We start from the raw sequence: 26090 nt of genomic DNA on the forward strand, positions 1-26090 counted from the left end.
CCCGCCGCCCGTGCTTCCTCCCGCCGCCGATTCCGCCCGCTCCGGGCCGGCGTGGTCCTCACCCTTCTCGCCGCGCTGCTCCCCGCCGGCGCGGCGACGGCCGCCGCGGCCACCGCTGACGTGACCGACGGCCTGCTGCTGCGCTACGACCTGAAGCAGGCGACCGGCACCACGGTCACCGACACCTCCGGGCGCGGCAACAACGGCACCCTCGTCGGCGGTGGCACCTGGACCAGCGGCGGCCTGCAACTCGACGGGGTCGACGACCACGTCAAGCTGCCGAACAACCTGATGGCCGGGCTGTCCTCGATCACCGTGGCGGTCGACGTCTACGTCGACCCCACGCAGCAGACCCCGTACTTCATCTGGGGCCTGGGCAACTCCGCCACCTCCGGCTCCGGCACCGGCTACCTGTTCAGCAGCGGCAACGCGTTCCGGGCCGGCATCACCACGACCAACTGGTCCGGTGAGAAGGTCACCAGCAAGGGCGCCAACCTCACCCGCGGGGTCTGGAAGTCGATCACCTACACGCAGACCGGCACCACCGGCACCCTCTACGAGGACGGCGTGCAGGTCGCCCAGAACACCGCCGTCACCGTCGCGCCCAGCGCCATCGGCAACGGCACCACGACCAACAACAACCTGGGGAAGTCCAACTACGCGGCCGACCGCCTCCTCAAGGGTCAGGTGGCGAACTTCCGGGTCTACGACCGGGCGTTGACCGCCGACGAGGTGGCCGCCATCGCGCTGCCCGACGCCACCCGGGTCGACGCCGACACCGCCGCGCTGGACCTCGGTGACCTCACGGCGGTGACCGGCAACCTGACCCTGCCGACCACCGGCACGTACGGCTCGACGATCGCCTGGTCCTCCAGCGCCCCGGGCACCATCAGCCCGACCGGCGTGGTGAACCGGCCGACTCCGTCCGACGGACCGGCGACGGTAACCCTGACCGCCACCCTCACCCGGGGCGGCTCCACCGGCACGAAGACGTTCACCGCGACGGTGCTGCCCAACGAGTCGGACCAGACCCGCGCCGACGCGGCCGCCGCCGCGCTGTCCCTGGTGCACGCCGACGACGTGCGCGGCAACCTGACCATGCCCACCAGCGGGCTGCACGGCGCCACCGTCAGCTGGCGGTCCGCCCGACCCGAGGTTGTCGCCCCGGACGGCGTGGTCAAGCGCCCCGCCCACGGCGCGGGCGACGTGAAGGTCACGGTCACCGCCACGGTGACCGTCGGCGCGGCGACCGCCGAGCGGGCCATCGAGCTGACCGTCCGGGAGCTGCCCGCGCCCGCCCCGTACGCGGGCTACGCGTTCAGCTACTTCACCGGCAACTCCATCGCCGGCGAGAAGATCTACTTCGCGGCCAGCAAGGGCAACAACGCCCTGCAGTGGACCGAACTCAACGGTGGCCAGCCGAAGCTGGAGTCGAAGTTCGGCACCCTGGGTCTGCGTGACCCGTTCCTGATCCGCAGCCCCGAGGGCGACCGGTTCTTCCTCATCGCCACCGACCTGTCCATCGGCCGCAACGGCAACTGGGACGTCGCGCAGCGCCAGGGCAGCCGGTACCTGGAGGTCTGGGAGTCTACCGACCTGGTCAACTGGTCGGAGCAGCGGCACGTTCTGGTCTCCCCGCCCACCGCCGGCAACACCTGGGCGCCGGAGGCGTACTGGGACGAAGCCCGTGGTGAGTACCTGGTCTTCTGGGCGTCCAAGCTGTACGCCGAGAGCGACCCGAACCACACCGGCAACACCTACAACCGGATGCTCGCCGCGACCACCCGCGACTTCGTCACCTTCAGCCCGGCCAAGGTCTGGCAGGACCGGGGCGAGTCGCGCATCGACTCCACGGTCATCCGCGAGGGCGACACCTACTACCGGTTCACCAAGGACGAGGGCGCCGGCGGCACCGGCTGCTCCGACATCATCCAGGAGAAGTCCTCCTCGCTGACCGCCGTGGACCTGCCCGGAAAGCCGGCCTGGTCGATGCTCGACTCCTGCATCGGCCGTGACGCCGGCACCTCGGCCGTCGAGGGCCCGACCGTGTTCAAGACCAACCCGGGCGACACCTCGGGTTCGCAGTACTACCTCTTCGTCGACGAGTACGGCGGCCGCGGCTACATCCCGCTGGGCACCAACGACCTGGAGAACCCGGACTGGAAGGTGCCGGCGAGCTACCGGCTGCCCGCCAGCCCGCGCCACGGCACGGTCATCCCGGTCACCAAAAAGGAACTCGACGCACTCAACGACGCGCCCCCGCCGGTGCGCGCCAACCCGAAGGGCGTCGTGGCCCACTACGCGCTCGACCAGGCCACGGGCACCACGGTCGCCGACGACTCCGGCAACGGCTACGACGCGAAGCTCGCCGGCGACGCCAGCTGGAGCGGCGGCAGCCTCACCCTGGGCGGCACCAACGGCCACGTCGACCTGCCCGACAACATCATGGCCGGACTCGACGAGATCACCGTGTCGATGGACGTCAACATCGCCAGCGACCAGGCCACGCCGTACTTCATCTGGGGTCTGGGCAACACCGACTCCGGTGGCGCGGGCAACGGCTACCTCTTCACCACCGGCAACAACTACCGGACCTCCATCAGCCTGGGGAACTGGAGCGGCGAGCAGACCGTCACCGGTGGCAGCGCCGTGCCCCGGGGGGTGTGGAAGACCCTCACGTACACCCTGAACTCGGCCGGCACGGCCCGGATCTACCTGGACGGGGTGCGGGTCGCCGAGAAGACCGGGGTGACCAACAAGCCCGGGGACATCGGCGGCGGCCGGACCACGGCCAACTACATCGGCCGTTCCCAGTACACCGCCGACAGGTACCTCAAGGGCCGGGTGCGGGACTTCTCGATCTACAACCGGGCGCTGTCCGACGCGGAGGTCGCCGGGCTCGGAGCCAACGGCACCAGCGTGGTGGCCGTCCAGCTCGACAGCCTCAAGGTCCCCGCGATCATCGACGCCGCGACGAGCACCATCACGCTTCCGGTGAAGCCGGGCACCGACCTGACGAAGCTGGACCCGACCTACGTGGTGGCCCCCACCTCGACGATCAGCCCCAGCGGGGCAGGGGACTACTCGTCGCCGGTGACGCTCACCGTCACCAGCGCGGCCGGGGACAAACGCGAGTGGACCGTCAAGGCGGTGCAGATGCGCTCGCCGGTCCTGCCCGGGCTCAACGCCGACCCGAACATCGTCCGGTTCGGCGAGACCTACTACATCTACGCCACCACCGACGGCTTCCCTGGCTGGAGTGGTTCGACGTTCAAGGTCTGGTCGAGCCGTAACCTGGTCGACTGGACCGAGCACGACACGATCCTCGACCTCGGGCCGGACATCTCCTGGGCGGACACCAACGCCTGGGCGCCGGCCGCGATCGAGAAGAACGGGAAGTACTACTTCTACTTCTCCGCCCAGCAGAACATCGGCGTCGCCGTCGCCGACTCGCCGCTCGGGCCGTTCGTCGACCCCCTCGGCAAGCCGCTGGTCAGCAAGGCCGACTACAACGGCGCCCAGCAGATCGACCCGGCCGTCTTCACCGACGACGACGGCAAGAGCTACCTGTACTGGGGCAACGGCACGCCGTACGTGGTGCCGCTGAACGACGACATGGTCTCGTACGACGTCAGCAAGCGGGTGCAGCTGACCGGGCTGACGGGCTTCCGCGAGGGTCTGTTCATGCACAAGCGTGACGGCACCTACTACCTGTCCTGGTCGATCGACGACACGCGCAGCGAGAACTACCGCGTCGGCTACGGCGTCGGGACCAGCCCGCTGGGCCCGTTCACCAGCAGGGGCGAGATTCTCACCAAGGACCCCGCCCAGGGCATCCTCGGCACCGGGCACCACTCGGTGCTCCAGGTGCCGGGCACCGACGACTGGTACATCGTGTACCACCGGTTCGCGATCCCGGGTGGCGACGGCACGCACCGGGAGACCACCATCGACCGGCTGTACTTCAACGCCGACGGCACGATCAAGAAGGTGGTGCCGACGCTGTCCAGCGTCGAGCCGCTGCGCTACGACGGCGGACAGCCCAAGGCCACCGTCTCCGCGGCCGGTGCCGACGGGTGGTACGGCAAGGGGGCGGCGTTGACGCTCGCCGCCGGCCCGGACGTCCGACTGGTCGAGTACCAGATCGACGGCGGTGGTTGGTTCCCGTACCGGGAGCCCGTCGCGCTGGCTGCCGGAGAGCACCGGATCGAGTACCGGGCACAGGCGACCAACCTGTTCTGGAGCGAGGTCTGGTCGCTGGAGGTCAAGGTGGACGCCACCGCGCCGACGGCCGAGGCGGTGGTGCGTGACCGGAAGCTCACCGTCACCGGTCAGGACACCGGGTCCGGCGTGGCCCGCATCGAGTACCGCATCGACAGCGGCGAGTGGGCCACCTGGACGGCTCCGGTCTCCCTCGACGGCAAGGCCCACACCGTGCGCTACCGCGCGGTGGACCTGGCGGGCAACATCGGCGCCGAGGGGGTCCTCGAGGTGTTGGCGCTGGCCCCGACCGCGAGGGTGCTGCCGACCGTGGGCGGTTCCGCGCGGGTCGGCCAGCCGCTCCAGGCCACCACGGGCGTGTGGGACCTGCCTGGTCTCACCTACTCGTACCAGTGGCTGCGGGACGGCGTGCTGATCGCCGGCGCCTCCGACGCGCGGTACACGCCCACCAGCGCGGACCTCGGGAAGCGGCTGTCCGTGCGGGTGACCGCGACCCGGCCGGGCCACGAGGCGGGCACCGCCGAGTCGGCGCGAACCCGAATGGTCTACGCCACCGCCTCGAATCGGTCCTGACAGCAGGGCCGAACGTGACTCGCCCGGCCGGGGAGGATCTCCCCGGTCGGGCGAGGCCGTTTTCACCGGGCGGTCAGCACCGGCGGATCGTCGAGTTGTTCAGCGTGATGTTGCTGATGGTCAGGTTGTCCGCGCAGGGGCTCTCCACGATCCGGCTGTTCACCAGGGTGAAGTTGCGCAGCGCGATGTCGCGGTTGCCGGGGAATGAGGTGCGCTCGGCGAGCCGTACCTCACCGCCACCGCTGATCGTGCCGCCGTTGTTGGCGATGGTCACGCCGTAGCAGTTCTCGATCAGGATCGCGTTGTTGCCGGTGTTGGCGATGTCGACCCGGTCGATGGTGGCCCCACCGGACTCGGAGACGCAGAAGATTCCGCGACCGCCGCCGCGAGCCCGGACCGTGCCGACCCGGATGTTCGTCGGGTAGCTGGAGCCGACCCGGCCGTTGCGGTTGGCCATCCGGAAGGCCGCGTAGCCGGTGCCGGTCCCGGCGTTCTCCGCGTCCACGGTGCCGACCGTCGCGTTGATCGTCTGGTTGAGCAGCAGACCGGACTCGCCCACGTTGCGGGCGGTGACGGTGCCGATGGTGATGCCGTCGACGCCGTAGGTCTCGACGGCGTGCGAGCGGGCTCCCGAGACGTACACGTTGTCGATGCGGACGTTGCGGGTCCACTGGCTGGTGTTGCCCCGGTTGTCGATGCGGACGCCCAGCCCGCCGGAGAGCCGCATGTCGATCTGCCCGAGTACGACCTCGGTGACGTTGCGCATGAAGATGCCGTACAGCGGGGCGCCGGTGAGGTTGAGGTAACCGACCTCGATCTGGGTGGTGCCCCGGGAGTAGATCGGAGCCTGGTCGCCGGAGCCGCTGCCGGTCACGTTGATCGTGCCGCAGACGTCGATGGCGGTGTAGCTGGGCAGCGAGATGCGCGAGCCGGCGCTCATTGATCCGGATCCCCGGACCACCACTCGCTGCTTGCTGGTGCGGCCCGAGGCGAGGCTGTTCACCGCAGCCTGGACGGCGGCCCGCATGTCGCCGCCGGTGTAGACGGTGCGGCTGCCGTTGCGGGCGGTCCAGGTGCTGCCGCTGAGGGTGGCCTCGGCCTGGTAGGTGCCGCTGCCGCAGGCCGCGGCGGCCACCTGGGCGGCCTGGCCGGTCGCGGTCGCCGCGCCGACGGCTGCCGCGGCGGCGCCGACGGCCGCGCCGCCGAGGGAGGGGGCCGCGGCGGCGGCCGGGGCAACCACAGCCGCCTCGGTGCCGGCCAGGGCCAGTGCCGCGGTGGCCGCCAAGCCCAGCCGCCAGCGGCGTGGCCGCCGGTTCGTGGTCGAGAGTGTCATCGGGAACTCCTCCGGAGTGTGGTGGTGAAAGCGCTGGACTGCGGGACGGCAAGCGCTTTCCCGATACCCGGAATGTAGTGATGTGTATCGATGAAGTCAAACGGGGCGACGGGGGTTTCACCCGACAGTGGCCAGGTGGCGACGTGCCGTCGCGACGCGATCCCGGCACGCCGCCAGATCGGTGCCGGGGCCGCCGGCCGGCCACAGATCGCGATCACACTGGCGGCCCGGCGGCATTCGTGGCCATCATGGTCCAGACGACGGCCGGAGGAGGCGACGGATGTCCGTACGGGTGCCGCGCGGAGGGCGAGTGCTCTTCATCGGCGACAGCATCACCGACGCGGATCGGGACCGCGCTGACGGAGCCGACCTGGGCTGCGGGTACGCGATGATGGCGGCGGCCTGGTTCACCGCCGCGCACCCGGCGCACCGGGTTACCTTCCTCAACCGGGGGATCGGCGGCGACCGGGCGCGCGACCTGCGCGCCCGCTGGGACACCGACTGCCTGGCGCTCGCTCCGCAGGTGGTGTCGGTGCTGATCGGCATCAACGACACCTGGCGGCGCTACGACAGTGACGACCCGACCGGCGTCGAGGAGTTCGAACGCGACTACCGGCACGTGCTGACCGCGACGCGCGAGCGGCTCGACGCGGCACTGGTCCTGGTGGAACCATTCCTCATCCCGCTCGACGACCGGCAGCGACTCTGGCGGGAGGACCTCGACCCGAAGGTCGCGGTGGTACGCCGTCTCGCCGCCGATTTCGATGCGACGCTGGTCGCGGTCGACGCGGCCTTCGCCGACGCCGACGACCGGGTCTGGACCGACGACGGGGGGCACCTGACCCCGTCCGGGCACGCGCTGCTGGCCCAGCACTGGCTGCGGGCGGTCGTGCCCGACACCGCGCCGTCGGACTGAGCGCCGGTTGCTCACCCGGCCCCGGTGGCGGCCGCCGGTGACGGCTACTCGTCCGAGGGTGGCGGCCCGATCTCGCGTCCCGGGAGGGGCGGCAGCGACCCCGGTCGCTGCCGCCCCCGCTCCGGGCCCGGGTCGTCTCAGGCCAGCCGGATGGCGTCGCCGTCGAGGACCACCCCGGCCTCAGCCAGCGGCGCGTTGGCCGGCCCATCCTTGACCGAACCGTCGCTGATGTCGAACTGGCTGTTGTGGCAGCCGCAGACGATCCGGCCGCCCTTGACCGAGGTGACCGTGCAGCCCTGGTGGGTGCAGGTCGCGGAGAACGCCTTCACGGTGCCGGGCTGCGGCTGGGTCACCACGACCTTCTGTGCGGCGAAGATCTTCCCGCCGCCGACCGGGATCTCCGCCAGTGTCGCCAGTGCCCCCGCCGCGCTCCCGGCCGGGCGGTTCGTCGCCGGGGCCGCCGGCGGCACGTCCGCGCTGCCGATCGGCTGGTTCTGCACCGGCTGCGGCTGTCCGTAGGTCTGACAGCCGGTCAGCAGGGCGCCCGCCCCGGCCGCTCCCGCGCAGGCCAGCACCGCCCGCCGGGACCGGCAACCCGCACCCTGGTCGTCACTCATCCGTGTACCTTTCCTCTCCTCAGACACCCACGCCGAACGTGGCGAAATACCACAGCGACGAGGTCAACCAGACTCCGACCAGGACGGTGAAGACCACGCCGCCGACCACCGGCAGCACCCAGCCGGCCAGTCCCGGTTTCGGCAGGGCGAGCATCTTGGTGGTGAACGCGCCGAAGAACAGACAGCCGAGCAGCGAGTGGACCAACGCCCGCGGGTCGGCGTCGACGAAGCCGAGCGCGTAGAGACAGTGCACCGCGACCGGCACGGTCAGCAGGAACGCGACCCGCCCCGACCAGCGGTGCACCGTACCCGCCCAGGCCGGCGAGAAGTCGCCCAGTCGGCCCCACATCGCCATCGCGGAGAACAGCTGGACCACGGCGAACACCGCGGCGCCGGTGCCCAGCCAGACCTTCACCGTCAGCGGACTGGAGAAACCGGCCACGTTGACCGCGATCCCGGTCGGAGTGTGGTACCGCCCGTACGCGCCCATCGCGACCGTGACGGCGGCGCCGGCGAGCAGCGGAACGAACAGGGATCCCCGCCCGGCCCCGTCGGGACCCGGCGGAGACTGGACGGGTGGCGCCAGCCCCGCGTTGAGCGGGTCGCCCAGCACCCGGACGTTGACCGGCTGGCCGCCCGGCCGGGTGTCGGCGATGGTTCTGCGACGGCCGGACATCACTCACCGGCACCCGGCTCGGCCGACACCGGCTCCGCCCGGACGGTCACCCCGTCGATGATGGTGGTGCCGAAGGCCGGGTCGAGCGGCGGGGCCGTCACGGGCGTGCCGTCGCGGGTGACCACGCCTATCTGACCACCGTCGGGCAGCATGATCCAGCCGCCGTCCACCCCGGCCCGGCGCTGCCCGGCGGTCGCCCGGAAGAGCACCGGCCGCGCGCTCGTGTCGATCGTGGCCGTGAACGACCAGCGCTTGCCGCCCACGACGACCTCGCCGGCGGCCTTGCGGCCGTCGAACGTGCCGGTGAGCGTCGCGCCGTCCTTCTTCCCGGTCAGTGACAGCCGGCCGTCCGTCGCGGTGCCGCGTAGCCAAATCTCCAGTTGCTTGCCGTCACAGAGGTACGCCGCCGCCTCGCCGCCGGTGGCGGTGATCGCGATGGTGGCGCGGCCGCCGTCGAGTCGGCCGGTCCAGTTGGTGGTGGCCTTCTTCCCGGCCTGCGGTGCGGGCGCCTCGGGTGGCGACGTGGTCGGTGTCCCTGGCTTGCTGCGCTGCTCCGACGGCTGGGCGGGCACGGACTGCTCGGCAGGCGCTGCCGGCGCGGCGTTGCCCTCCGGCGTGGCGTTGCCCTCCGGCGCGGCCTCGGCCGTGGCAGCGGGTGCCGCCGCCTTCGGGTCGGCCGTGCTCGGCGCCGCCTGGGCGCTCATGGCGAACAGCACTGCTGCCATCCCGGTCCCGGTCAGCAGGGTCAGCAGCGGGGTGATGCGCTTCATCAGCAGCTCCCTTCACCCCTACGTACGGTGGCGGAGCCCCGGTCGTTCAATTCCGCGCCAGATCCACCGATCGGACGCCGTCACGCTCGTGCGGGGCCTCGTTGGCCCCCCAGGCCGGCTCGTCGGAGCAGGCGAAGATGGCGATGGGTGTGTGGGCAGGTCGAGCAGGGCGTGGGTCTGCGGCCGGGGCGGCAGCACCCGGAAACGTGGTCGAAAGTCTCGGCACCCGGCCGCCGCTGGGTCGTCGCCCGGCGGCGGCCTCAGCGGACGGGCACGGTGGCGGTGACGGTGGCCTGGTCGATGTCGCTGGTCCGCACCGTGAACCGCAGCGTCCACTCGCCGGCTACCGGGAACCGGATCTCCGCGCTGCCGTGGTTGGGCTCCGGGGTCTCGACCCGTACCGGCACCGGCTCGACGCCCGCCGCCGGCAGCGCCAGGCTGACCGTCCACTCGGCGACCGGCAGCGCCAGCCCCTGCGGGGTGTACACGTAGGCGTGCAGCGAGTTCGGCGCCCCCACCTTCACCGGGTAGATGTCGAACTGGAGGCTGTACAGCTCGCAGGTCAGGGTCTGCGCGACGCCCTCCCGCGCGGCCCGGGCGGCCTCGGTGCCGGCGGTCCGGCCTGGCGGCGTCTGTACGAGCGCGGCGGTCAGCGCCAGCACCACGGCGGTGGCGGCCACCTCGACGGCGGCGGCCACCGCCACCCGGCCGCGACGGCCCGCCGCCACCTTCCGGCGCACCATCCGGCGCTGCCATGCGGCGACCGCGAGCACGGCGGCCAGCAGCCCGGCCTTGCCGAGCAGCAGCCGTCCGTAGGGGGTGCCGACCAGGGCGCCGGGGCGGCCCAGCTCGATCGCGGCCTGCCCGACGCCGGTGGCGACCAGCCACCCCACCGAGAGGGTCGCCCACCGGGACCAGGCCGGCAGGATCAGCGCCAGCACCCGCTCGTGGGTGCCCCGCAGCAGGAACACCAGCACGCCGACCAGACCACCCACCCAGACGCTCATCGCGGCGAGGTGGACGACGGCGGCGGTGATGCTGACCGGCGGCAGCGGCGAGGCCACCGGGTGGCCCGCCAGCGGCCAGGTCGTCAGCCCGGCCACCGCGACCAGCGCGAGGGACACCGCCCGCCACCGCCCGGCCCGACCGGACAGCACGGCGGGCAGCAACGCCGCCGCGCCGCCGACCAGCGCCACCCGTGCCGTGAGCACCGGCCCGACGTCGCTGTCGGCGACCGCCTCCAGGTCACCGGGGGAGAGCGCGCCGACCGGCGCGCCGACCATGTCCGCGGCCTGGCCGACCCAGGTGGCGGCGGTCGCCGCGACCACCAGGGCCAGTCCGGCGTACGCGGTGATGGCCGCCGGGCGGCGGGACCGCCGGCGGGGCCACAGGCCGGCGGCGAGCAGCGTCGGGCCGACGGCCAGCACGAGCCCCAGGTAGCCCACGTACTTGGCGGCGGGCACCAGCGCGCCGGCCGGTTGCCGGTCCTCCCCGTCGCCGATCCGAGGAGGGCTCGCCGAGGGCGCGCCGGCGGAGTAGGTGAAGCTGCCGGCGACCGGGTGGCTGTCGGCGGAGATCACTCGGTAGCTCACCAGGTACGTGCCGAGCGGGCGGTCCGGCACCCGGACCGGGATGCGCATGCTCGCCCCCCGGACCACCGGCTCGCCGGTGTGCACCTTCTTCCCGTCCGGGCCGAGCACCTGCACCCGCCCCCGAACGGGTGCGATCGGCTCGGTGAAGGTGAGCACCACCTCGGACGGTGGGGCGCTGATCACCGCGTCCCGCGCCGGGGCGGTGGCGACCAGCACGGCGTGGGCGGACGCCGGGGCCGGCGGGGCCAGCGGGACGCAGAGCAGGGCCAGGAGCAGCCCCAGGGCGGCTGATCGGGTACGCACGCAGACTGGTTCGGACGCGGCAGCCGGAAGGTTCAACGCCGCGGCCAATTCACCCACCGTGGTCACGGGCGCGCTGGTCGGCGGCGGGCCGCTTGACCACGCCGGCCGGATGGCGGGCGCGTCGGCCGAGGTTCTCCGGTGGCAGCCGCAGGGCGGCCGGCCCACGGCGTGCGTAATGGCGTAGGGCGGCACTCACCCGACGGCGTCCGGGCCTCGGCCGAGGTGGTGGCACAGGGCGAGTTGGAGGGCCAGTCGGGCGTCGGGGTCGTCGAGGGCGGCGCCGAACAGGGTCCGTAACTGACGCATCCGGTACCGGACCGTCTGCGGGTGGGTGTGCAGCTCCCCGGCCACCGCCACCACCTGCCCCTGCCGGCGCAGCCAGCCGTAGAGCGTCTCGGCCAGGGCCCGCCGGGCGACGGGACGCAGACCGTCCAGCGGGGCCAGCCGGGTGTCGGCGAGGTGGTCGGCGAGGCCGGGCTCCCAGGCGGTCAGCAGGGTGAGCAGATGGTCGTTGCCGTCGACGACCGACCCGGCGGGCAGCCGGCCCTCCTGCCGCAGGGCCAGTGCCCGCCGTGAGATCCGGTACGACAGCCGGGCCCGGGCCAGCTCCACAGTGGGGCCGAGCGCCGCCCGTCGCCCGACGAGAGCCTGTCGGGCCCGGTCGAGACGGCCCGGGGTGGCCGGGTCGGGCAGGACGACACGGACGGCGTCGTCGACCACCGTGGCGATCGCGCCCCCGCCGACGCCGCGCGCCAGGTGCTCGGCGTCGACGCCGTCGACGCTGAGCACGGCGACGGTGCGCGGCAGGGCCCAGCGGGCCGCGTCGGCGGCGGCGCGCAGGGCGGCGTCGCCGGGCGGTTCCGGCTGCACCAGCAGGGTGATCAGCCGTCGTCGGGTGGTGGCCCAGTCCTGCGCGGCGTCGCGCTGCTCGTCGAGGAACCCTTCCGCCGCCGCGCCGGCCAGGGCGTCGGCGTAGCCGAAGAGCGCCCCGGCGATGACGTAGAGGTGCGCCGGGGCCGGTCGGCCCTCGGTGCGGTGTTCCACCAGGAAGGCCCAGATGTCGCGGGCCCCGAGGGTGAGCACCGTGCGCAGGGCGTCGACCCGGTGGCCCTCCCGGTACTCGGTGCGGCCGAGGGCGTGGAACACCGCCCGGGTGGCCGCCAGGTCGCGGCCGGGGTCAGCCAGCGCGTCGACGAAGGCGTCCACCGCGGTCTCCACCCCGAGCGCCAGGCCCTGACCCTGGCCGCCGGTCAGCGACCGGCCCTGTGCCCGCATCGCCGCCCGCACGGTGCCCAGGATGCGTTCGTGCAGCGCACCGCGCAGGTCGCGCACGTCCGCCCCGACGGCCGGTGGTAGGCCGGCGAGCCCGGGCTCGATGTCGATCAGTGTGTCGGACACGGACACTCCTTGTCATCGCCATGACAAACCGGAGGGCGGATTCTGTGCTGCCGTGCCGATGATTTTGGCACCCGGGTGCGTACCGTCGGGGACGTGGATACCGACGTCATCGTGATCGGCGCCGGGCTGGCCGGCCTGGTCGCCGCCGCCGAGGCGGCCGACGCCGGCCGCCGGGTGCTGCTGCTGGACCAGGAGCCGGAGCAGAACCTCGGCGGGCAGGCGCACTGGTCCTTCGGCGGGCTCTTCCTCGTCGGCTCCCCCGAGCAGCGGCGGATGGGCATCCGCGACTCGGTCGAGCTGGCCTGGCAGGACTGGACCGGTAGCGCCGCCTTCGACCGGCCGGAGGACCACTGGCCGCACCGGTGGGCCGAGGCGTACGTGCACTTCGCCGCCGGCGAGAAGCGGGCCTGGCTGCGGGGGATGGGCCACCGGCTCTTCCCGGTGGTCAGCTGGGCCGAGCGGGGTGGGGCGGCGGCGCACGGGCACGGCAACTCGGTGCCCCGGTTCCACATCACCTGGGGCACCGGCCCCGGCGTGGTCGAGCCGTTCGCCCGCCGGGTTCGGCAGGCCGAGGCCGAGGGGCGGATCCGGCTGCTGTTCCGGCACCGGGTCGACGAGCTGGTCACCACCGGCGGGGTGGTCACCGGCGTGCGAGGGACCGTCCTGGAACCCGACGACGCCCCGCGGGGCCGGAGCACCTCCCGGGTGCGGGTCGGCGACTTCGGGTACGACGCGCAGGCTGTGATCATCACCTCCGGCGGGATCGGCGGTAACCACGACCTGGTGCGGCGGGCCTGGCCGGCGCGGCTGGGCGTCCCGCCGGCCCGGATGGTCACCGGGGTGCCCGCGCACGTCGACGGTCGCATGCTCGCCATCACCGAGGCGGCCGGCGGGCAGGTCATCAACCCGGACCGGATGTGGCACTACACCGAGGGCCTGCGCAACTGGGACCCGATCTGGCCCCAGCACGGCATCCGGATCCTGCCGGGCCCGTCGTCGCTCTGGCTCGACGCTGCCGGGCGCCGGTTGCCGGCTCCACTCTTCCCCGGTTTCGACACCCTCGACACCCTGCGGCACCTGCGGGCCACCGGGTACGACTACAGCTGGTTCCTGCTCACCCAGAAGATCATCGAGAAGGAGTTCGCGCTGTCGGGCTCGGAGCAGAACCCCGACCTGACCAACCGCAGCGTCCGGCAGGTCCTGCAACGGGTCCGGCCCGGCGCACCCGCGCCGGTGGCGGCGTTCACGCGCCACGGGGCCGACTTCGTCGTCGCCGACACGCTGCCAGAGTTGGTCGACGGGATGAACAAGCTGGCCGCCGAGGCCGGCGGGCCGCAGCTCGACGAAGCCGAGTTGCGGCGGCTCGTCGAGGCCCGGGACCGCGAGCTCGCCCACCCGTTCGGCAAGGACGCCCAGCTGCACGCCATCCGGGACGCCCGCAGATACCGGGGGGACCGGCTCGTCCGGGTCGCCACCCCGCACCGGTTGCTCGACCCGGCGGCCGGTCCGCTGATCGCCGTCCAACTGCACGTGCTCACCCGCAAGACCCTGGGCGGGCTGCACACCGACCTGTCCGGCCGGGTGCTGCGACCCGACGGCGAGCCGCTGGGCGGGGTGTACGCCGCTGGCGAGGTCGCTGGTTTCGGCGGCGGTGGCATGCACGGTTACCGCGCCCTGGAGGGCACCTTCCTCGGCGGCTGCCTCTTCTCCGGCCGTACCGCCGGACGGGCCGCGGCCGCCGCCGTCGGCTGATCCGCCGGCCACCCGCGCCCCGTCCCGTGCGGGACGGGGCGTCCGGGGCCACCGGCATAGCTGGTGGGGAAGTCCAATCGGATAGAGCTTCGGCGAATTGTCTGCGTTTGCGTGTTTAACCCATCGTCCGTTCGGTTGATTGCCCCTGTCCTTTGGTTTAGTGTGACTGGCACGACCGGTGCTGTGAGGCGCCGTTCCTCGTAGGACAGGAAGGGCAGCATGACCACCACGACGATCGCCCCGACGACGAGCACCGAGACGCCCCGGGCGGCGGTGACCGGTGAGGAGTCCCTCGCCAGCGAGCTGATCGCCGCCCTTTCCGCGCTGCCCGAGGCGCACCCGGATCGCCGGGCGCTGCGCGGTCGCGTCATCGAGGCATGGCTGCCGCTGGCCAACCACCTCGCCGCCCGCTACAGCGGCCGCGGCGAACCGCACGGTGACCTCGCCCAGACGGCGGCCCTTGGTCTTATCAAGGCGGTGGACCGGTTCGACGCCTCCCGTGGTGTCGACTTCGCCGGCTTCGCCATCCCGACCATCCTCGGCGAGATCAAGCGGCACTTCCGCGACCGCACCTGGAACATCCGGGTGCCGCGCCGGTTGCAGGAGCTGAGACTGCGCATCACCGAGGCCAACGGCACCCTCACCCAGACGTTGAACCGGGCCCCCACCGTCGCCGACATCGCCGCCCACCTGGATGTCACCGAGGAAGAGGTCCTGGAAGGCCTGGAGGGCGCCCGGGCGTACAACGCCGTTTCGCTGTCCACCCCCATCGGTGACGGTGACAGCGCCACCGAACTCGGCGACACTCTCGGCGCCGAGGACAGCGAGTTCGAGCTGGCCGAGCTGCGGGTCGCCCTCGGCCCAGCGCTGGCCACCCTCGACGAGCGCGAGCAGAAGATCCTCACCCTGCGTTTCTACGGCAACCTGACCCAGAGCGAGATCGCCAAGCAGGTCGGGGTCTCCCAGATGCACGTCTCCCGGCTGCTGGCCCGCGCGCTGACCAAGCTGCGCGGCCAGCTGTCCGAACCGCACTGACACGCCGTACACCGGTCCCCACACCGGCGAACCCTTCCAGCACACGCCCGCACCGTCGTCGAGCCACCGGCGACGGTGCGGGCGTGTGCGTCCCCGCAGTTCGCCGGCAACGGTGTGGCGTTCCCGTTCCCGTCACCGCCACCGCGTGCATCAGCCGCGAGATCGCCCACCTGCTCGGCGGCCGGATCACCGCGCAGAGCGTGCTCGGCAAGGGCAGCGCCCTGCACGACGATCGCGCCCTGCGCACCGTCCCGGTGCTGGCGTGCCACGGTAACCCGCTAACTTCGGGGCAGGAGGCACTGTTGCGGGCGATGGCCGACCACCGGCCGTTGGAGGTCCTGCGCAGTCTCGACGACCTGCGGGAGCGCATCGCCCTGCACCTCTGCGCCGACGCTCCCGAGCGGGTGGTGCCGTTCACCCCGGTCGTCGTCGACGCGCCCGCGCCGGGCGACCCGCTCTCCGTCACCCGGGCCGGCCGCAAGGTGCTCGTCGTCGACGACGACGCGCGTAACGTCTTCGCCCTCACCAACATCCTCGAACTGCACGGCATCGACGTGGTGTACGCGGAGAACGGCCGCAAGGGCATCGAGACGTTGATGCGTCACGATGACATCGACCTGGTGCTGATGGACGTCATGATGCCGGAGATGGACGGATACGTTGCCACCGCCGCCGCCATCCGCGCCATGCCCCGCTACGCGGACCTGCCGATCATCGCGGTGACCGCCAAGGCCATGCACGGCGACCGGGACAAGAGCATCTCCTTCGGCGCCAGCGACGACGTGACCAAGCCCATCGACGCCGACGACCTGCTGCACTGCATCCACCGCTGGCTGCCCGCCTGACCGCGGCAGCCCTTGGCGGTCCGTCCGGGGGACCGCCCGCCCGTGGTCAGGACGCGTCGACGACCTCCCGCCCCAGCGGCCAGAACGCCGCCGGGACCAGCTTGAAGTTGGCGACGCCGAACGGGATCCCGATGATCGTGAGGCAGAGCGAGACACCGGCGACGATGTGGGACAGGGCGAGCCACCAGCCGGCGAGTACCACCCAGAGGACGTTCGCCGCGCCGGAGGCGAGGCCGACGCCTGGCTTGACGACCAGCGTGCGGCCGAAGGGCCACAGCGAGTAGGACGCCAGGCGCAGCGACGCGACGCCGAAGGGAATGGTGACGACCAGGACGAAGCAGATCATCGCGGCGATGCCGTAACCGACGGCCAGCACGAGTCCGCCGCCGAAGACGAGCCACAGCACGTTGAGCAGAAAACGAATCACCCTTCCATGGTGACCGGTCTCCGCCAGCGGAGCCATGGTGACCGGTCACCGCCAGCGGCCCCAGCCAACCGGGCGGCGCCGCGCCCGGCGGCGAGCTGCCCGGCCCACGCGGCAGACACACTCCGGCCAGCTTCACCCTGGTGCGGCTTCCGCCGACGCGGTCGAGGTCGGTGCGGTTACTCGTCGCCGACGGTCTCCGCCTCCCCGTCGCGGACGTAGCGGGCGGCCAGGTGCTCGTCGGGCTGCGGAGCCTGCGCCAGGTCGTGGTGCGGGTCCCCGTCGGCGGTGTACAGAACGTCGTCGGTCTTCTGGGTCTTCTCGCGGCTCTCGTCGGGCTGCGTCATGTCTCCTCCTGACGGGTGTTCGCGACGCGGTCGCAGCGACCGGCTGCCGGGAAGTTGCGTACCCGCCCCCGGTGTGTCCAGACCTGACGGCGGGCGAAACACCGCGGCTGGTCCTCAGTCCGCCGCCGGCTCCCGGTCGTCGGCACGCTCGCGGCTGAGGAAGAACGCGCCGAGCGCGCCGGCGAGGGTGCCGAAGACCACCACGGAGTACGCCGCCAGCACCAGCTCGACGACCTGCGCGAACGTGTCCGTGGCGGTGAGCGGCTCCCCGGTGATGGTGGTGAGGGCGACGTCGTGCAGCGCCTGCCCGTACGTCCGGTAGGACCGGGTGACGACCAGCAGTTGGCCGGCGGCCAGGATGAGCGTCACGGTCACCACGGCGAGCCAGGCCAGCCGGTCGGTGAGCAGCCGTCCCGCCGACCGGGAGCCGCGCACCGCGGCGGCGACGACGCCGCCGCCGCGCGCGGCCCGCAGGGCGGTGGCGGCGCGGGCGAACCGCAGGAACGGCACGGCGAGGAAGATCAGCTGCCACCAGTTGCGCTTCCAGAACTCCCGGGCGCAGTGCCGGGCGAGCCAGGCGCGTAACGCGAACTCGGCGACGAACACCACCCACAGCACCCAGCCGGCGACGGTGAGCACGGTGGCGAGGGGTTCGTCGTGGGTGATCACCTGTCCGAGCACGAGCAGCAGGAACAGGATGCCGAGGAGGCCCATCGGCTTGTCCAGCCGGCGGGCCAGCCCGTGCAGCCGCGCGTTGTCCTGCCGGGACCGGTCAGGGCTGGGGGAATCGGCGTCCATCGGGCCACTCACCGCGGGGGCAGGCCCGGCGGCCGATGTCCGCTCTGCGGCCGGCTAGGTCGATTCCGCCGAGAAACGTCTGGATCCGCCATGCCGAGCCGGTACCCGCTGCGTCCCCCGCCATGCCGCTGGTGCCGCACGGCCCGACGACAGCCGGTCGGGTCTGGAGGAACGCTGACCGGCACCGGGCCGTCAGTCAGCACGGGCACGTCCCAGGCGGCGGGGACGCAGATGTGAGGTTTCACCCTGTTCCGTGTCGACGCTGCTGACTGTCACCGAATCTCCGGGTGGCGGGCGGGCCCCAGGGGGTATCCGGTCGGCGAGGGCGGCCAGCACGTTCAGCCGCGCGGTGCGGAGGCACCCGCCGCCACCGGCGCCTGACGCGCGTGCGGCGGGAGAGGCGACGACGAGATCCGTCCCGCCGAGCATCGGCTTGGCCGGGCGCCGAGGGGGCACGACCATGACACGGACCACCGAAGAGGTGCTGCGCGACCACCTCCGCCGCCGCAAAACCGGCGACGTCGAGGGTGACCTGCGCACCAACTACCACCCGGACGTGCGGCTGCTGTCGGCGGAAGGGGTGCACCATGGCCACGACGGGGTCCGGTATCTCGCCGGCATCCTGCGTAGCTACCTGAAGGACGGGGACTACCACTACCGCCAGATGCTCGCCGACGGCGAGGTGGCGATGCTGGTCTGGTCGGGCCGGTGCGTGGCTGGCGACACAGCAGCCCGGTACGACGGAGTGGACTCGTACGTGGTCCGTGACGGTCTGTTGGTGGCGCAGACCATCCACTACTCCGCGTCGGCCTGAACCTCGACCGCCGCCGTCGTGCTCGGGCATTCGGCGACGAAGGCGGGGTATGTGTGCCAGTGGTGGGTGACAGGGCAGGCCAGTGATTTCGGTCGGCCGCCGCACAGATCCGGGTCTGGCCGGGCAGCCACCGACACGCTCAACCTCGAACATCGATGGACTTCGGTGGCGCCGACACCGCGACGCGGGTCCTCAGGCCAGGAAAGCTTCGCCGCCCGCCACGCGCAGCTGTTGGCGTACGGGCCCCGGGACGTGCCGCACGACGATCGCGGTGCCGCTCTGACCGGCCGCCCGGAGGACGGCGACGATCGCGTCGGCCGCTCCCGGTTCGAGTTCGAGGAGGCCGGACAGGTCGACCTCCATGTGCGGCGGGCGGTGCGCCCGCAGCGCCTGCGTGACGGCGGCGGCGAAGGCAGCGGTGTCCGTCCGCCGAACGGAGCCGCGCAGGAACAGCGCCACGGCGCCGGCTGCCCGGATCGTCGGTGTGATCGACAGGGACGTCGTCGGGATCACGGTGCCACCGCCTCGACCGGTGTCCCCGGCCGCGGCTGGCCGGGACGGTGCCCCCGCACGGCGTCCCTGTGGGTGGGGAAGACCGGGAAGACCGTCTCCAGCCGCATGGTGTGCAGCACCGTGAGTACGAAACGGGATGGGGCCACCAGACACAGTTGCCTGCCGTCCCGCCGCGCCTCCCGGTAGGCGCGTACCAGCAGGCCGAGGCTCGCCGAGTCGACGACGGGGGCCTCCCCGAGGTCGACCAGAACCCGCGTGTCGACGGTGACGGCCTCCGCCAGCGCGCGCCGTACCGCGTCCGTGAGGTCCCCGGCCTCGGCCACCCGCTCGTCCCGGTCGAGGAACCCGGTGCCGCGCGGCTCGGTGGCCCGCGGCGGGGCGGCGCCGTCGTCGACTGCTACCCGGTGCAGGTCGCAGCGGGCGCAGCGGTGCGGCCCGGCGGCGAACGGCGAGCCGGTGAAACCGTTGTCGAACACCAGCGTCCACACCACCTCGGCGTCGGGCAGGACCAAACCGGCGCTGGTGACGCTGTCACCGCAGTCGTCGCAGATCAGGGTCATCAGGTGCTCCGTCGGTACGACGGTCATGCCGGTCCCTCCCGCTGTGCGCCCCTCCGGGTGTGGGCGCGGGGTCGTGGGGCCGGGCCCCTGTCGTCGGGGGCTCCTGCGGTGACCAGGCGGATCCCCGGGCGGGCGCTCGCCGGTCGGAGCGACGGATCGCCCGGGCGACGTCCGGTACCACCGGTTGGCCTCGGTGCGTAGGCGGTGAGAGTAGGGGAGGCGAGGAGCACCCGGACGCGTTCCGACCGGTCCCTCATCACCTCCAGGCAGTCCACCCCACGACTCTTTCGGTCGATCGTGGCGGTCCTCCCGCAGACGTGTGTCAGTTGTGTGACAAGTCGACGGCGCGTCGCGGGCGGTGTGACCGGTGCGTCGTGCCGGGTCTGCCGGTTGGTCAGCCGCGCAGGGCGTCGTCGACGCCCGTCTCCCGCCGGCCGAGGTGGACCGGGTCGCGGCCGGACAGCACGTCCCACGCCGCCTTGACGCCGGCTCCGTACTCGCGGATCTCGCCCCGACGCCACAGGGTCTCGTACCGCTGTGCCGTCTCGTCGCCCACACCGTTGGCGGCCACGCCGAGGTGCCGGCAGAGGGTCACGGCCCGGGCCAGGTGGAACGACTGGGTGACCACCGTCACCCGCTGCACCCCGAAGATCCGCTTCGCGCGGGCGCACGAGTCGTACGTGTCGAAGCCGGCGTGGTCGAGAACCACCCGCTGCGGTGGCACGTCCCGGTCGACCAGCCATCGACTCATCGCGCCGGGTTCGTCGTAGCCCCAGTCCATGTGGTCGCCGGAGACCAGGATGGCGCGGACCTTGCCGGTGGCGTACAGCCGGCGGGCGATCTCCAGCCGGGCGGCGAGGAACGCCGACGGCTGCCCGTCCGCGTTGACCTGCGCCCCCAGCACGAGGGCCACCGGCGCGTCCGGGACGTCCTCGACGGTGAAGATGTGCCCGTCGGCGCCGGAGCGGAGCCAGATCACGCTGCCCACGGTGCCGGCCACGCCGAGCACCGCGCCGGTGGCGACGGCCAGTAGGGCGCGACGCCGCCAGCGGGCCCACGACGGCCGGCGGAGTCGGGGCACGACACGGTGTCGGGTCAACACGGAGCAAGTATCCCCGGGTCCGTCCGGGCGGGTGCGCTCCGTGGCGCGGCATCCCATCGTCAGGCTTGAATCTCTGCCGGAGGCGTGGTGGAATACGTTTTCCGCACCCCGCCAGCAGTGTGCGCCAGCCGAAGGAGTCGACCATGTCGCCCGGTACCGGTAGCAGGATCGTGACTTGGTGGCTGCGTGCCGCGATGGTGGTCGTGGTGGGCGCGGTGGCGCTGGTGGTGCCCCGGATGATGGCAGCGCATGCGGCCGGCACGGTGTATTACGTCGACGCCATCTCGGGTAGCGACGCCAGTTCGGGCGTCAGTGAGTCGGCGCCGTGGAAGAGCCTCAGCAAGGTCAACTCGACGACGTTCCAGGCCGGCGACCGCATCCTGCTGCGGGCCGGCCGCACCTGGACCGGCCAACTGTGGCCGAAGGGCTCCGGCGCCAGTGGCGCACCGATCACCGTGGACAGTTACGGCAGCGGGAACAAGCCGCGTATCGACGGCGCCGGCCAGGTTGGCGACGCGGTACGCCTGTTCAACCAGGAGTACTGGACGATCCGCAACCTCGAGGTCACCAACACGGTTCCGTCGACCGGAACGCCCGGCGCCAACCTTCGTGACCTGCGCGGCATCCACGTCGGTGGCGACAACAGCCAGACCCTGGACGGCTTCCTCATCGACTCGGTCTACGTGCACGACGTGACCGGCGAGATCAACTGGATCGGCGGGGACACCGCCGACAACGCGCCGGGCATTCGCTTCAAGACCGGCTGGGACGGCTCGAAGAAGACCGGTGGGATCGTGTTCGACACGACCGTGCCCAACGTCACCCGACCCCCAGCCAATCCGACGATCCTCAACAACCTGACCGTGACGAACTCGCAGATCATGAACACCTCGTTCGCGGGCATCGTGGTCAAGCAGTACACCGGCGACGGCAAGGACGCGGCCGGCAACACGATCGCCACCGCGACCGGCTGGGGGACGCGGACCAGCGCGAGCGACACGAAGTTCCGGCCACACACCAACGTGACGATCCGCAACAACTACATCACCCAGTCCGGCACCGCGTACGGCTGCAACGGCATCTACCTGACCGGCGTGCGCGGTGGACTGGTGGAGCGCAACGTGGTGCAGCGGGTCGGAACCTCAGGCATCGAGACCTACTTCGCCGACAACGTGACGATCCAGTACAACGAGGTCTACGACACCCAGAAGAAGGCCGGCGGCGCCGACTCCAACGGCATCGACGCCGACAAGGGCACCACCGCGCAGAAGATCCAGTACAACTGGCTGCACGGCAACGGTGACGGCATCCTGCTGTGCCAGTTCTCGTTCGGTGACGTGGTGGTGCGCTACAACGTGCTCACCAGCAACACCCGCTATCAGATCTACCTGCACTCCGACCAGGCGGCGAGCGCGAAGATCTACAACAACACCATCTACAACGACCGCAGCGGGTACCTGGTCTACGGCTACGGCAAATACCTGACCTCGACTTACACGCTGAACAACAACATCTTCTACTCGACCCGGGCCGATGCCGTGCTCTCCTCCAGCTCGACGGTCCGCTACCAGCGCAATCTCTACGGTGGTGCCTCGCTGACCGTCCCCGGCGACAGCAACGCGGTCGTCGCGAACCCGCGGTTCGTGGCCGCGCCGATCACCGGCCCCTCCGGTACGCCGAGCACCGGCCCGCAGCTCGCCTCGGCGTACGCGCTGAAGCTGGCCTCCGGGTCGCCCGCCATCAACGCCGGGCTCACCATCTCCGACCACGGCGGGCGGGACTTCGCCGGCGCCGCGCTCTACAACGGCGCACCGGACATCGGCGCGTTCGAGCAACCGTCCACCAGCCCCACGCCCAGCCCCACAACCAGCCCCACGGCCAGTCCCACGCCGACGACCCCGACCAGCCGGGTGGTCGCCCAGCACGGCTTCGACAACCTGGCGGTCGGCCCGCTCACCAACGGCACCGAAGGGCTGGCGGTAGGCGCCGCCGGCGGGCAGGTCAGCGTGGTGGCCACGCCGAGCACGACCGACCACAGCCTCCGGTTGACCCGCAGCGCGAACAGCGGCAGCACCAGCGTCTCACGGTCGTTCTCGCCACCGTTGACCGGCAAGGTGACCGTGGAGGCCGACATCATGCGACCCAGCGCGTGGACCTCCGGCAACGACTACTTCGGGGTCCCGTACATCCGCAACAGCAACGGCCAGAACGCGGTCAGCCTGGCGGTCACCAAGAACACCATCGCGGCGTACTCCGGCACCACGCTCGTCACGGTCGGCAGCTACACGCCTGGCCGGTGGTATCACCTCAGTGCCGTCATCGACATCCCGAGCCAGACGTTCGACCTGTTCCTTGACGGCCGACTCGTGCTCGACAACAGCCCCTTCCGCACCTCGCTCGGGGGCGTCGCACAGATCGACTACTACGCCAACAGCTCGAACTACGGCACCGTCCTGGTGGACAACGTCACGGTGACCGCCGCCGGCTGAGGCGGCCGGCCCCACCGGGGCGCACCGTCTCGGCTGTATCGCGCGGCGCCACCGTCCGAGGTGGAGAACCTGCCCCTGTGCTGCGGCGAGAAGCCGCCTGGGCGTGCCGGGCAACCGCTGGTCGTCGCCTGCCAGCTTTGCAGCAAGTCCCCGACCTACTACCGCCGTGACGAACTCGACCGCGAAGAATTTCCAGCCTGAACGTGCCGTCTCACCTCCTGCTTCGGATGCTGCGTGAGTGGCGCGATCCGCCAAGTGCGGAAGTAGAGCGGCGGTGCGGTGCCCGATGGCACCGCACCGCCAGGAAACACTTCCTGACCGAGGCGGCGGGCGTTCCTGGTTACCGCACTGGGGGATCGCCTACTTGAATGGGAGCCAGGCCCTGCGTCGTTTCCGCCAGTTCTTCACTTGTTAGACCTGATTACCGATGACCAGATCGAAGTTGTCCATCTTGTACTGCCGGCCGTCGGCACCCTTCGCGAGGTGTCGTAGCTGACGATGAAGTGAAGGTCATCGTTTTTTTCCTGCGCCGATGCCGGCGTATGTCGCCCTGATGAGCTGGTAAGGGGAGCGAGCTTTGCGCAAGCCCAGTATCAGGAGGATGTGGGCCTTGATGTGCCGAGCGAGCTGCGGTGCAGCTCTACCGGCAGCCCCGAGGCTGAACCGCACGGCGGTCAGTAGCTTGAACAGCTTGCCAGGCCGGTCGTCGATGAGTGCCTCCCACTCCTCCGCGTACCCTGCGGCGATCTCCGGGTCGGTCGTCCAGCGATAGGCCGACCAGCGGACCAGCCTGCGCGCGATCCACGGTGAGATGTCGGTGATCTCGTTGACGAGGAGCCCGAGGATGACGCCGAGGACGGCCTCCCAGCGGTTCACGCTCGACACCAGCCGAAGGCTAGGCGAACCTGAGTGGTCGTTGCCGTCTTGGTCTGGCGTTGGGCGATCAGCTGCCGGGCGCTGGCCGCGCCGTGGCCGGTGAGCTGGTAGTAGCGGCGGCGGGGCTTGCCGGGCTCGGTGTGGGTATCCCAGCGAGAGGTCACCCATCCTGACTCGGCGAGCCGCTCCAGGATCTTGTAGATGGTGGGTCCGGACTTCCCCGTCGTCTTCATGATCGCCCAGCCGTGCAGCTCGTAGTCGTCGGCTTCCAGGAGGGCGTTCAGGACGGCCAGGAGCGGCTCCGTTACGCGTACAGGTCCGTGGGGCATGCGCTTAATGATAGTAGGTGAAATAAGGTGGGTCCACGTGTGGTCGGGGCGCTGGAAGGTCAGGTGCGACGACGGCCGCGGAGATCGCGAACGTCTGGAGGGGCGGCGGGGTCATCTGCCAGGGAGTGGAGCGGGTGCGTGGCCCACCGCTCCCCTGTGCAAAAAACGCGACCCGCTCCGAACCCGTGCCCGCGCTCTGCCGGGCCGTTCAGCGGCCGTTGTCGTCGAGCAGCAGCGGCACGTCGTAGACGGACAGGTCCAGCCGTGGGCGCAGATACCGGACGCGGTGCCGCCAGCGGTGGTGCTCGAACGCGGTGTCGACGTCGATCTCGGCCACGACGGTGGGCTGCACCTGGACGTAACGCAGCGGCTCAGGCCGGTCGAACTGCCCGGACCAGTTAGCCGGCAGCGGCTGTGGCCACGGGTGCGTGACCGGCGCGCCGATGCGCTCGGCAGGTCGCAGCGGGGAGAGCAGCCTGGCCAGCTCCCGGCGCTGCGGCGCCCTCAGCGGCGTACGGCCGGTGTAGCGCAGCCGGCCTCGTCGGTCGTAGCGGCCGATGAACAGGGTGTCCGGATCGTGGATGGTGCCGGTGACCCCGCCGATGATCGCCTCGGTGGTGCAGTAGGCGCGGTACTTTCGCCAGCCTCTTTGGCCGGACTCGTACCGGCTGTCGAGCCGTTTGATCATGATGCCTTAGATGCCGGCGGTGGTCCAGGTGCTTAACCACTCGGCGGCTTGGGTGATGTCCGTGGTTTGCGGGGACAGGATGATCGTGGGCGGAACGCCGGCGAGTAGGTCGGCCAGCAGCGTCCGGCGTTCGGACAGTGGCGCATCGAGCAGGAGCCGGCCGGGTGGGGCGCTGAGGAGGTCGAAGTCGCCGCCGCGTCGTGCCCAGGGTGGTGGTATCGCCCGGGTTGATGACCGGGCGGTCCTGGCCGCGATCGTGTACGTCACCCAGGCGGTATGTTCGTGGTGGAAGCTGCCCACCCCGCTGTTCGGGGTCAGCCGGGCGACCGCGCACCGCCGGTTCGCCGAGTGGACCCGTGATAGCCTGTGGGATCGGATGCACCAGGCGGTCCTGGACCGTCTCGGTGCTGCTGGCGGGATCGACTGGCCGCGGGCGGTGGTCGACTCGATCAGTGTCCGGGCGGAAAAAGGGGGGGACCTGACCGGGCCCAGTCCGGTTGACCGAGGTAAACCCGGAAGCAAGATCCACGTACTGTGTGACCGCACCGGCCTTCCGTTGACGGTGCTGACCTCGGCCGCGAACACCCACGACAGCCAACTGCTCCTCCCACTGCTCGACGCCGTCGCGCCGGTGCGCGGCCGCCGGGGTCGACCCCGACATCGGCCGGACAAGCTGCACGCCGACAAGGCCTACGACCAGCCCGCCCTCCGTCAACAGTCGCCGCCTGGGGCATCCGGGTCCGCATCGCCCGAAAGGATGTGGAGCCGTCCACCCGGCTGGGCCGCCACCGCTGGATCGTCGAGTCCTGCCTGTCCTGGCTGATGCGCAACCGCCGGATCGTGCGCCGCTACGAGCGGTACGCCGACCACTTCGACGCCTTCGCCGTAATCGCCGCCACCCTGGTCTGCTGGCGCAGACTCACCAAACTCACCAACTGAGACACACCCTTATCTTGAGCCATCCGATCGGCTGGATTTGTCGTGCAGCGATGTTGTGTTACGGACACGTCCATGACGTTGTCGATCGGGTGCGGCTGAAGGTCCAGCCGAGAACACTCCCCAGAGACGTCTGCAGGCATCCGCGGTCAGACCCTGTTTGACGGCGTCAAAGAGCGGGCG

General features: G+C 71.5%; 24 protein-coding genes. 8 read left to right on the top strand and 16 right to left on the bottom strand.

Annotation, left to right across the window (positions count from 1 at the left end; genetic code table 11):
- Positions 1 to 51 precede the first annotated feature (51 nt).
- Positions 52 to 4794 (top strand): family 43 glycosylhydrolase, encoded by a 4743-nt coding sequence (locus tag E1193_RS14975; protein WP_132183812.1) that lies wholly within the window; start codon positions 52 to 54, stop codon positions 4792 to 4794.
- A 73-nt stretch (positions 4795 to 4867) separates the two neighbouring features.
- Here E1193_RS14975 and E1193_RS14980 read toward each other — a convergent pair whose 3' ends face one another.
- Positions 4868 to 6127 (bottom strand): hypothetical protein, encoded by a 1260-nt coding sequence (locus E1193_RS14980; protein ID WP_243707643.1) that lies wholly within the window; start codon positions 6125 to 6127, stop codon positions 4868 to 4870.
- 280 nt (positions 6128 to 6407) lie between these two features.
- Between E1193_RS14980 and E1193_RS14985 the strand changes: the two genes are divergently transcribed.
- A complete protein-coding gene (locus tag E1193_RS14985; protein ID WP_132183813.1) occupies positions 6408 to 7043 on the top strand; it encodes an SGNH/GDSL hydrolase family protein in 636 nt (211 codons plus the stop codon).
- A 137-nt stretch (positions 7044 to 7180) separates the two neighbouring features.
- Here E1193_RS14985 and E1193_RS14990 read toward each other — a convergent pair whose 3' ends face one another.
- The 5 genes from E1193_RS14990 to E1193_RS15010 all read right to left on the bottom strand — a co-directional run bounded on the left by E1193_RS14990 (position 7181) and on the right by E1193_RS15010 (position 12399).
- On the bottom strand, positions 7181 to 7660 hold the full coding sequence (locus tag E1193_RS14990; RefSeq protein ID WP_132183814.1) for a Rieske (2Fe-2S) protein: 480 nt from the start codon (positions 7658 to 7660) through the stop codon (positions 7181 to 7183).
- A gap of 19 nt (positions 7661 to 7679) precedes the next feature.
- Positions 7680 to 8336, bottom strand: a complete 657-nt coding sequence (locus E1193_RS14995) for a DUF6529 family protein (RefSeq protein WP_347877030.1) — start codon at positions 8334 to 8336, stop codon at positions 7680 to 7682.
- Positions 8336 to 9106: a hypothetical protein gene (locus tag E1193_RS15000; RefSeq protein ID WP_132183815.1), complete on the bottom strand. Its 771-nt coding sequence runs from the start codon at positions 9104 to 9106 to the stop codon at positions 8336 to 8338. Before E1193_RS15000 ends, E1193_RS14995 begins: the two co-directional genes overlap by 1 nt.
- Positions 9107 to 9366: 260 nt before the next feature.
- A complete protein-coding gene (locus E1193_RS15005; RefSeq protein WP_132183816.1) occupies positions 9367 to 11001 on the bottom strand; it encodes a copper resistance protein CopC in 1635 nt (544 codons plus the stop codon).
- 192 nt (positions 11002 to 11193) lie between these two features.
- A complete protein-coding gene (locus tag E1193_RS15010; protein WP_132183817.1) occupies positions 11194 to 12399 on the bottom strand; it encodes a PucR family transcriptional regulator in 1206 nt (401 codons plus the stop codon).
- 93 nt (positions 12400 to 12492) lie between these two features.
- On the opposite strand from E1193_RS15010, the gene E1193_RS15015 reads away from it, so the two are divergent.
- The 3 genes from E1193_RS15015 to E1193_RS32490 all read left to right on the top strand — a co-directional run bounded on the left by E1193_RS15015 (position 12493) and on the right by E1193_RS32490 (position 16031).
- On the top strand, positions 12493 to 14151 hold the full coding sequence (locus E1193_RS15015; protein WP_132183818.1) for an FAD-binding dehydrogenase: 1659 nt from the start codon (positions 12493 to 12495) through the stop codon (positions 14149 to 14151).
- A 219-nt stretch (positions 14152 to 14370) separates the two neighbouring features.
- Complete coding sequence (locus E1193_RS15020) at positions 14371 to 15186, top strand: SigB/SigF/SigG family RNA polymerase sigma factor (RefSeq protein ID WP_132183819.1); 816 nt, start codon at positions 14371 to 14373, stop codon at positions 15184 to 15186.
- Between the two features lie 83 nt (positions 15187 to 15269).
- Positions 15270 to 16031: a response regulator gene (locus tag E1193_RS32490; protein ID WP_243707644.1), complete on the top strand. Its 762-nt coding sequence runs from the start codon at positions 15270 to 15272 to the stop codon at positions 16029 to 16031.
- Positions 16032 to 16077: 46 nt separating this feature from the next.
- Here the strand turns inward: E1193_RS32490 and E1193_RS15030 are convergent, their stop codons facing one another.
- From E1193_RS15030 to E1193_RS15035, 3 genes are all read right to left on the bottom strand, one after another.
- Entirely contained in the window at positions 16078 to 16458 is a 381-nt protein-coding gene (locus E1193_RS15030) for a YccF domain-containing protein (RefSeq protein ID WP_207922705.1), read from the bottom strand.
- A gap of 176 nt (positions 16459 to 16634) precedes the next feature.
- Positions 16635 to 16802: a hypothetical protein gene (locus E1193_RS31900; protein WP_165945743.1), complete on the bottom strand. Its 168-nt coding sequence runs from the start codon at positions 16800 to 16802 to the stop codon at positions 16635 to 16637.
- Between the two features lie 114 nt (positions 16803 to 16916).
- Positions 16917 to 17600: a hypothetical protein gene (locus E1193_RS15035; RefSeq protein ID WP_207922706.1), complete on the bottom strand. Its 684-nt coding sequence runs from the start codon at positions 17598 to 17600 to the stop codon at positions 16917 to 16919.
- 460 nt (positions 17601 to 18060) lie between these two features.
- On the opposite strand from E1193_RS15035, the gene E1193_RS15040 reads away from it, so the two are divergent.
- Complete coding sequence (locus E1193_RS15040; protein WP_132183821.1) at positions 18061 to 18414, top strand: nuclear transport factor 2 family protein; 354 nt, start codon at positions 18061 to 18063, stop codon at positions 18412 to 18414.
- Between the two features lie 192 nt (positions 18415 to 18606).
- Here E1193_RS15040 and E1193_RS15045 read toward each other — a convergent pair whose 3' ends face one another.
- The 3 genes from E1193_RS15045 to E1193_RS15055 all read right to left on the bottom strand — a co-directional run bounded on the left by E1193_RS15045 (position 18607) and on the right by E1193_RS15055 (position 20517).
- Entirely contained in the window at positions 18607 to 18927 is a 321-nt protein-coding gene (locus E1193_RS15045; protein ID WP_165945744.1) for an STAS domain-containing protein, read from the bottom strand.
- Entirely contained in the window at positions 18924 to 19514 is a 591-nt protein-coding gene (locus E1193_RS15050) for an STAS domain-containing protein (RefSeq protein ID WP_132183823.1), read from the bottom strand. The genes E1193_RS15045 and E1193_RS15050 overlap by 4 nt, the downstream gene beginning before the upstream one ends.
- 367 nt (positions 19515 to 19881) lie before the next feature.
- A complete protein-coding gene (locus E1193_RS15055; protein WP_243707647.1) occupies positions 19882 to 20517 on the bottom strand; it encodes an ElyC/SanA/YdcF family protein in 636 nt (211 codons plus the stop codon).
- Between the two features lie 215 nt (positions 20518 to 20732).
- On the opposite strand from E1193_RS15055, the gene E1193_RS15060 reads away from it, so the two are divergent.
- Positions 20733 to 23078 carry a right-handed parallel beta-helix repeat-containing protein gene (locus E1193_RS15060; RefSeq protein ID WP_207922707.1) on the top strand — a complete coding sequence of 782 codons (2346 nt, stop codon included), beginning with the start codon at positions 20733 to 20735 and terminating at the stop codon, positions 23076 to 23078.
- Between the two features lie 510 nt (positions 23079 to 23588).
- Here E1193_RS15060 and E1193_RS15065 read toward each other — a convergent pair.
- The 4 genes from E1193_RS15065 to E1193_RS33165 form a co-directional block, all read right to left on the bottom strand.
- Positions 23589 to 23963 (bottom strand): hypothetical protein, encoded by a 375-nt coding sequence (locus E1193_RS15065; protein ID WP_132183825.1) that lies wholly within the window; start codon positions 23961 to 23963, stop codon positions 23589 to 23591.
- Positions 23951 to 24283: a PadR family transcriptional regulator gene (locus E1193_RS15070; protein WP_132183826.1), complete on the bottom strand. Its 333-nt coding sequence runs from the start codon at positions 24281 to 24283 to the stop codon at positions 23951 to 23953. Before E1193_RS15070 ends, E1193_RS15065 begins: the two co-directional genes overlap by 13 nt.
- A 208-nt stretch (positions 24284 to 24491) precedes the next feature.
- Positions 24492 to 24971: a hypothetical protein gene (locus tag E1193_RS15075; RefSeq protein ID WP_132183827.1), complete on the bottom strand. Its 480-nt coding sequence runs from the start codon at positions 24969 to 24971 to the stop codon at positions 24492 to 24494.
- A gap of 6 nt (positions 24972 to 24977) precedes the next feature.
- Entirely contained in the window at positions 24978 to 25238 is a 261-nt protein-coding gene (locus tag E1193_RS33165) for a hypothetical protein (protein ID WP_165945742.1), read from the bottom strand.
- Between the two features lie 492 nt (positions 25239 to 25730).
- On the opposite strand from E1193_RS33165, the gene E1193_RS32495 reads away from it, so the two are divergent.
- Positions 25731 to 25910: a transposase gene (locus E1193_RS32495; RefSeq protein ID WP_207922709.1), complete on the top strand. Its 180-nt coding sequence runs from the start codon at positions 25731 to 25733 to the stop codon at positions 25908 to 25910.
- Positions 25911 to 26090: the final 180 nt, after the last annotated feature.

It is taken from the genome of Micromonospora sp. KC606, from assembly GCF_004348675.1.
GTDB lineage: Bacteria > Actinomycetota > Actinomycetes > Mycobacteriales > Micromonosporaceae > Micromonospora.

Excerpts from the sequence above, each read along its gene's own strand:
- E1193_RS14980 (WP_243707643.1), bottom strand. The coding sequence starts at position 6,127 with ATGACACTCTCGACCACGAACCGGCGGCCACGCCGCTGGCGGCTGGGC.
- E1193_RS14985 (WP_132183813.1), top strand. The coding sequence starts at position 6,408 with ATGTCCGTACGGGTGCCGCGCGGAGGGCGAGTGCTCTTCATCGGCGAC.
- E1193_RS14990 (WP_132183814.1), bottom strand. The coding sequence starts at position 7,660 with ATGAGTGACGACCAGGGTGCGGGTTGCCGGTCCCGGCGGGCGGTGCTG.
- E1193_RS14995 (WP_347877030.1), bottom strand. The coding sequence starts at position 8,336 with ATGTCCGGCCGTCGCAGAACCATCGCCGACACCCGGCCGGGCGGCCAG.
- E1193_RS15000 (WP_132183815.1), bottom strand. The coding sequence starts at position 9,106 with ATGAAGCGCATCACCCCGCTGCTGACCCTGCTGACCGGGACCGGGATG.
- E1193_RS15020 (WP_132183819.1), top strand. The coding sequence starts at position 14,371 with ATGACCACCACGACGATCGCCCCGACGACGAGCACCGAGACGCCCCGG.
- E1193_RS31900 (WP_165945743.1), bottom strand. The coding sequence starts at position 16,802 with ATGACGCAGCCCGACGAGAGCCGCGAGAAGACCCAGAAGACCGACGAC.
- E1193_RS15035 (WP_207922706.1), bottom strand. The coding sequence starts at position 17,600 with ATGGACGCCGATTCCCCCAGCCCTGACCGGTCCCGGCAGGACAACGCG.
- E1193_RS15040 (WP_132183821.1), top strand. The coding sequence starts at position 18,061 with ATGACACGGACCACCGAAGAGGTGCTGCGCGACCACCTCCGCCGCCGC.
- E1193_RS15050 (WP_132183823.1), bottom strand. The coding sequence starts at position 19,514 with ATGACCGTCGTACCGACGGAGCACCTGATGACCCTGATCTGCGACGAC.
- E1193_RS15060 (WP_207922707.1), top strand. The coding sequence starts at position 20,733 with ATGTCGCCCGGTACCGGTAGCAGGATCGTGACTTGGTGGCTGCGTGCC.
- E1193_RS15070 (WP_132183826.1), bottom strand. The coding sequence starts at position 24,283 with ATGCCCCACGGACCTGTACGCGTAACGGAGCCGCTCCTGGCCGTCCTG.
- E1193_RS15075 (WP_132183827.1), bottom strand. The coding sequence starts at position 24,971 with ATGATCAAACGGCTCGACAGCCGGTACGAGTCCGGCCAAAGAGGCTGG.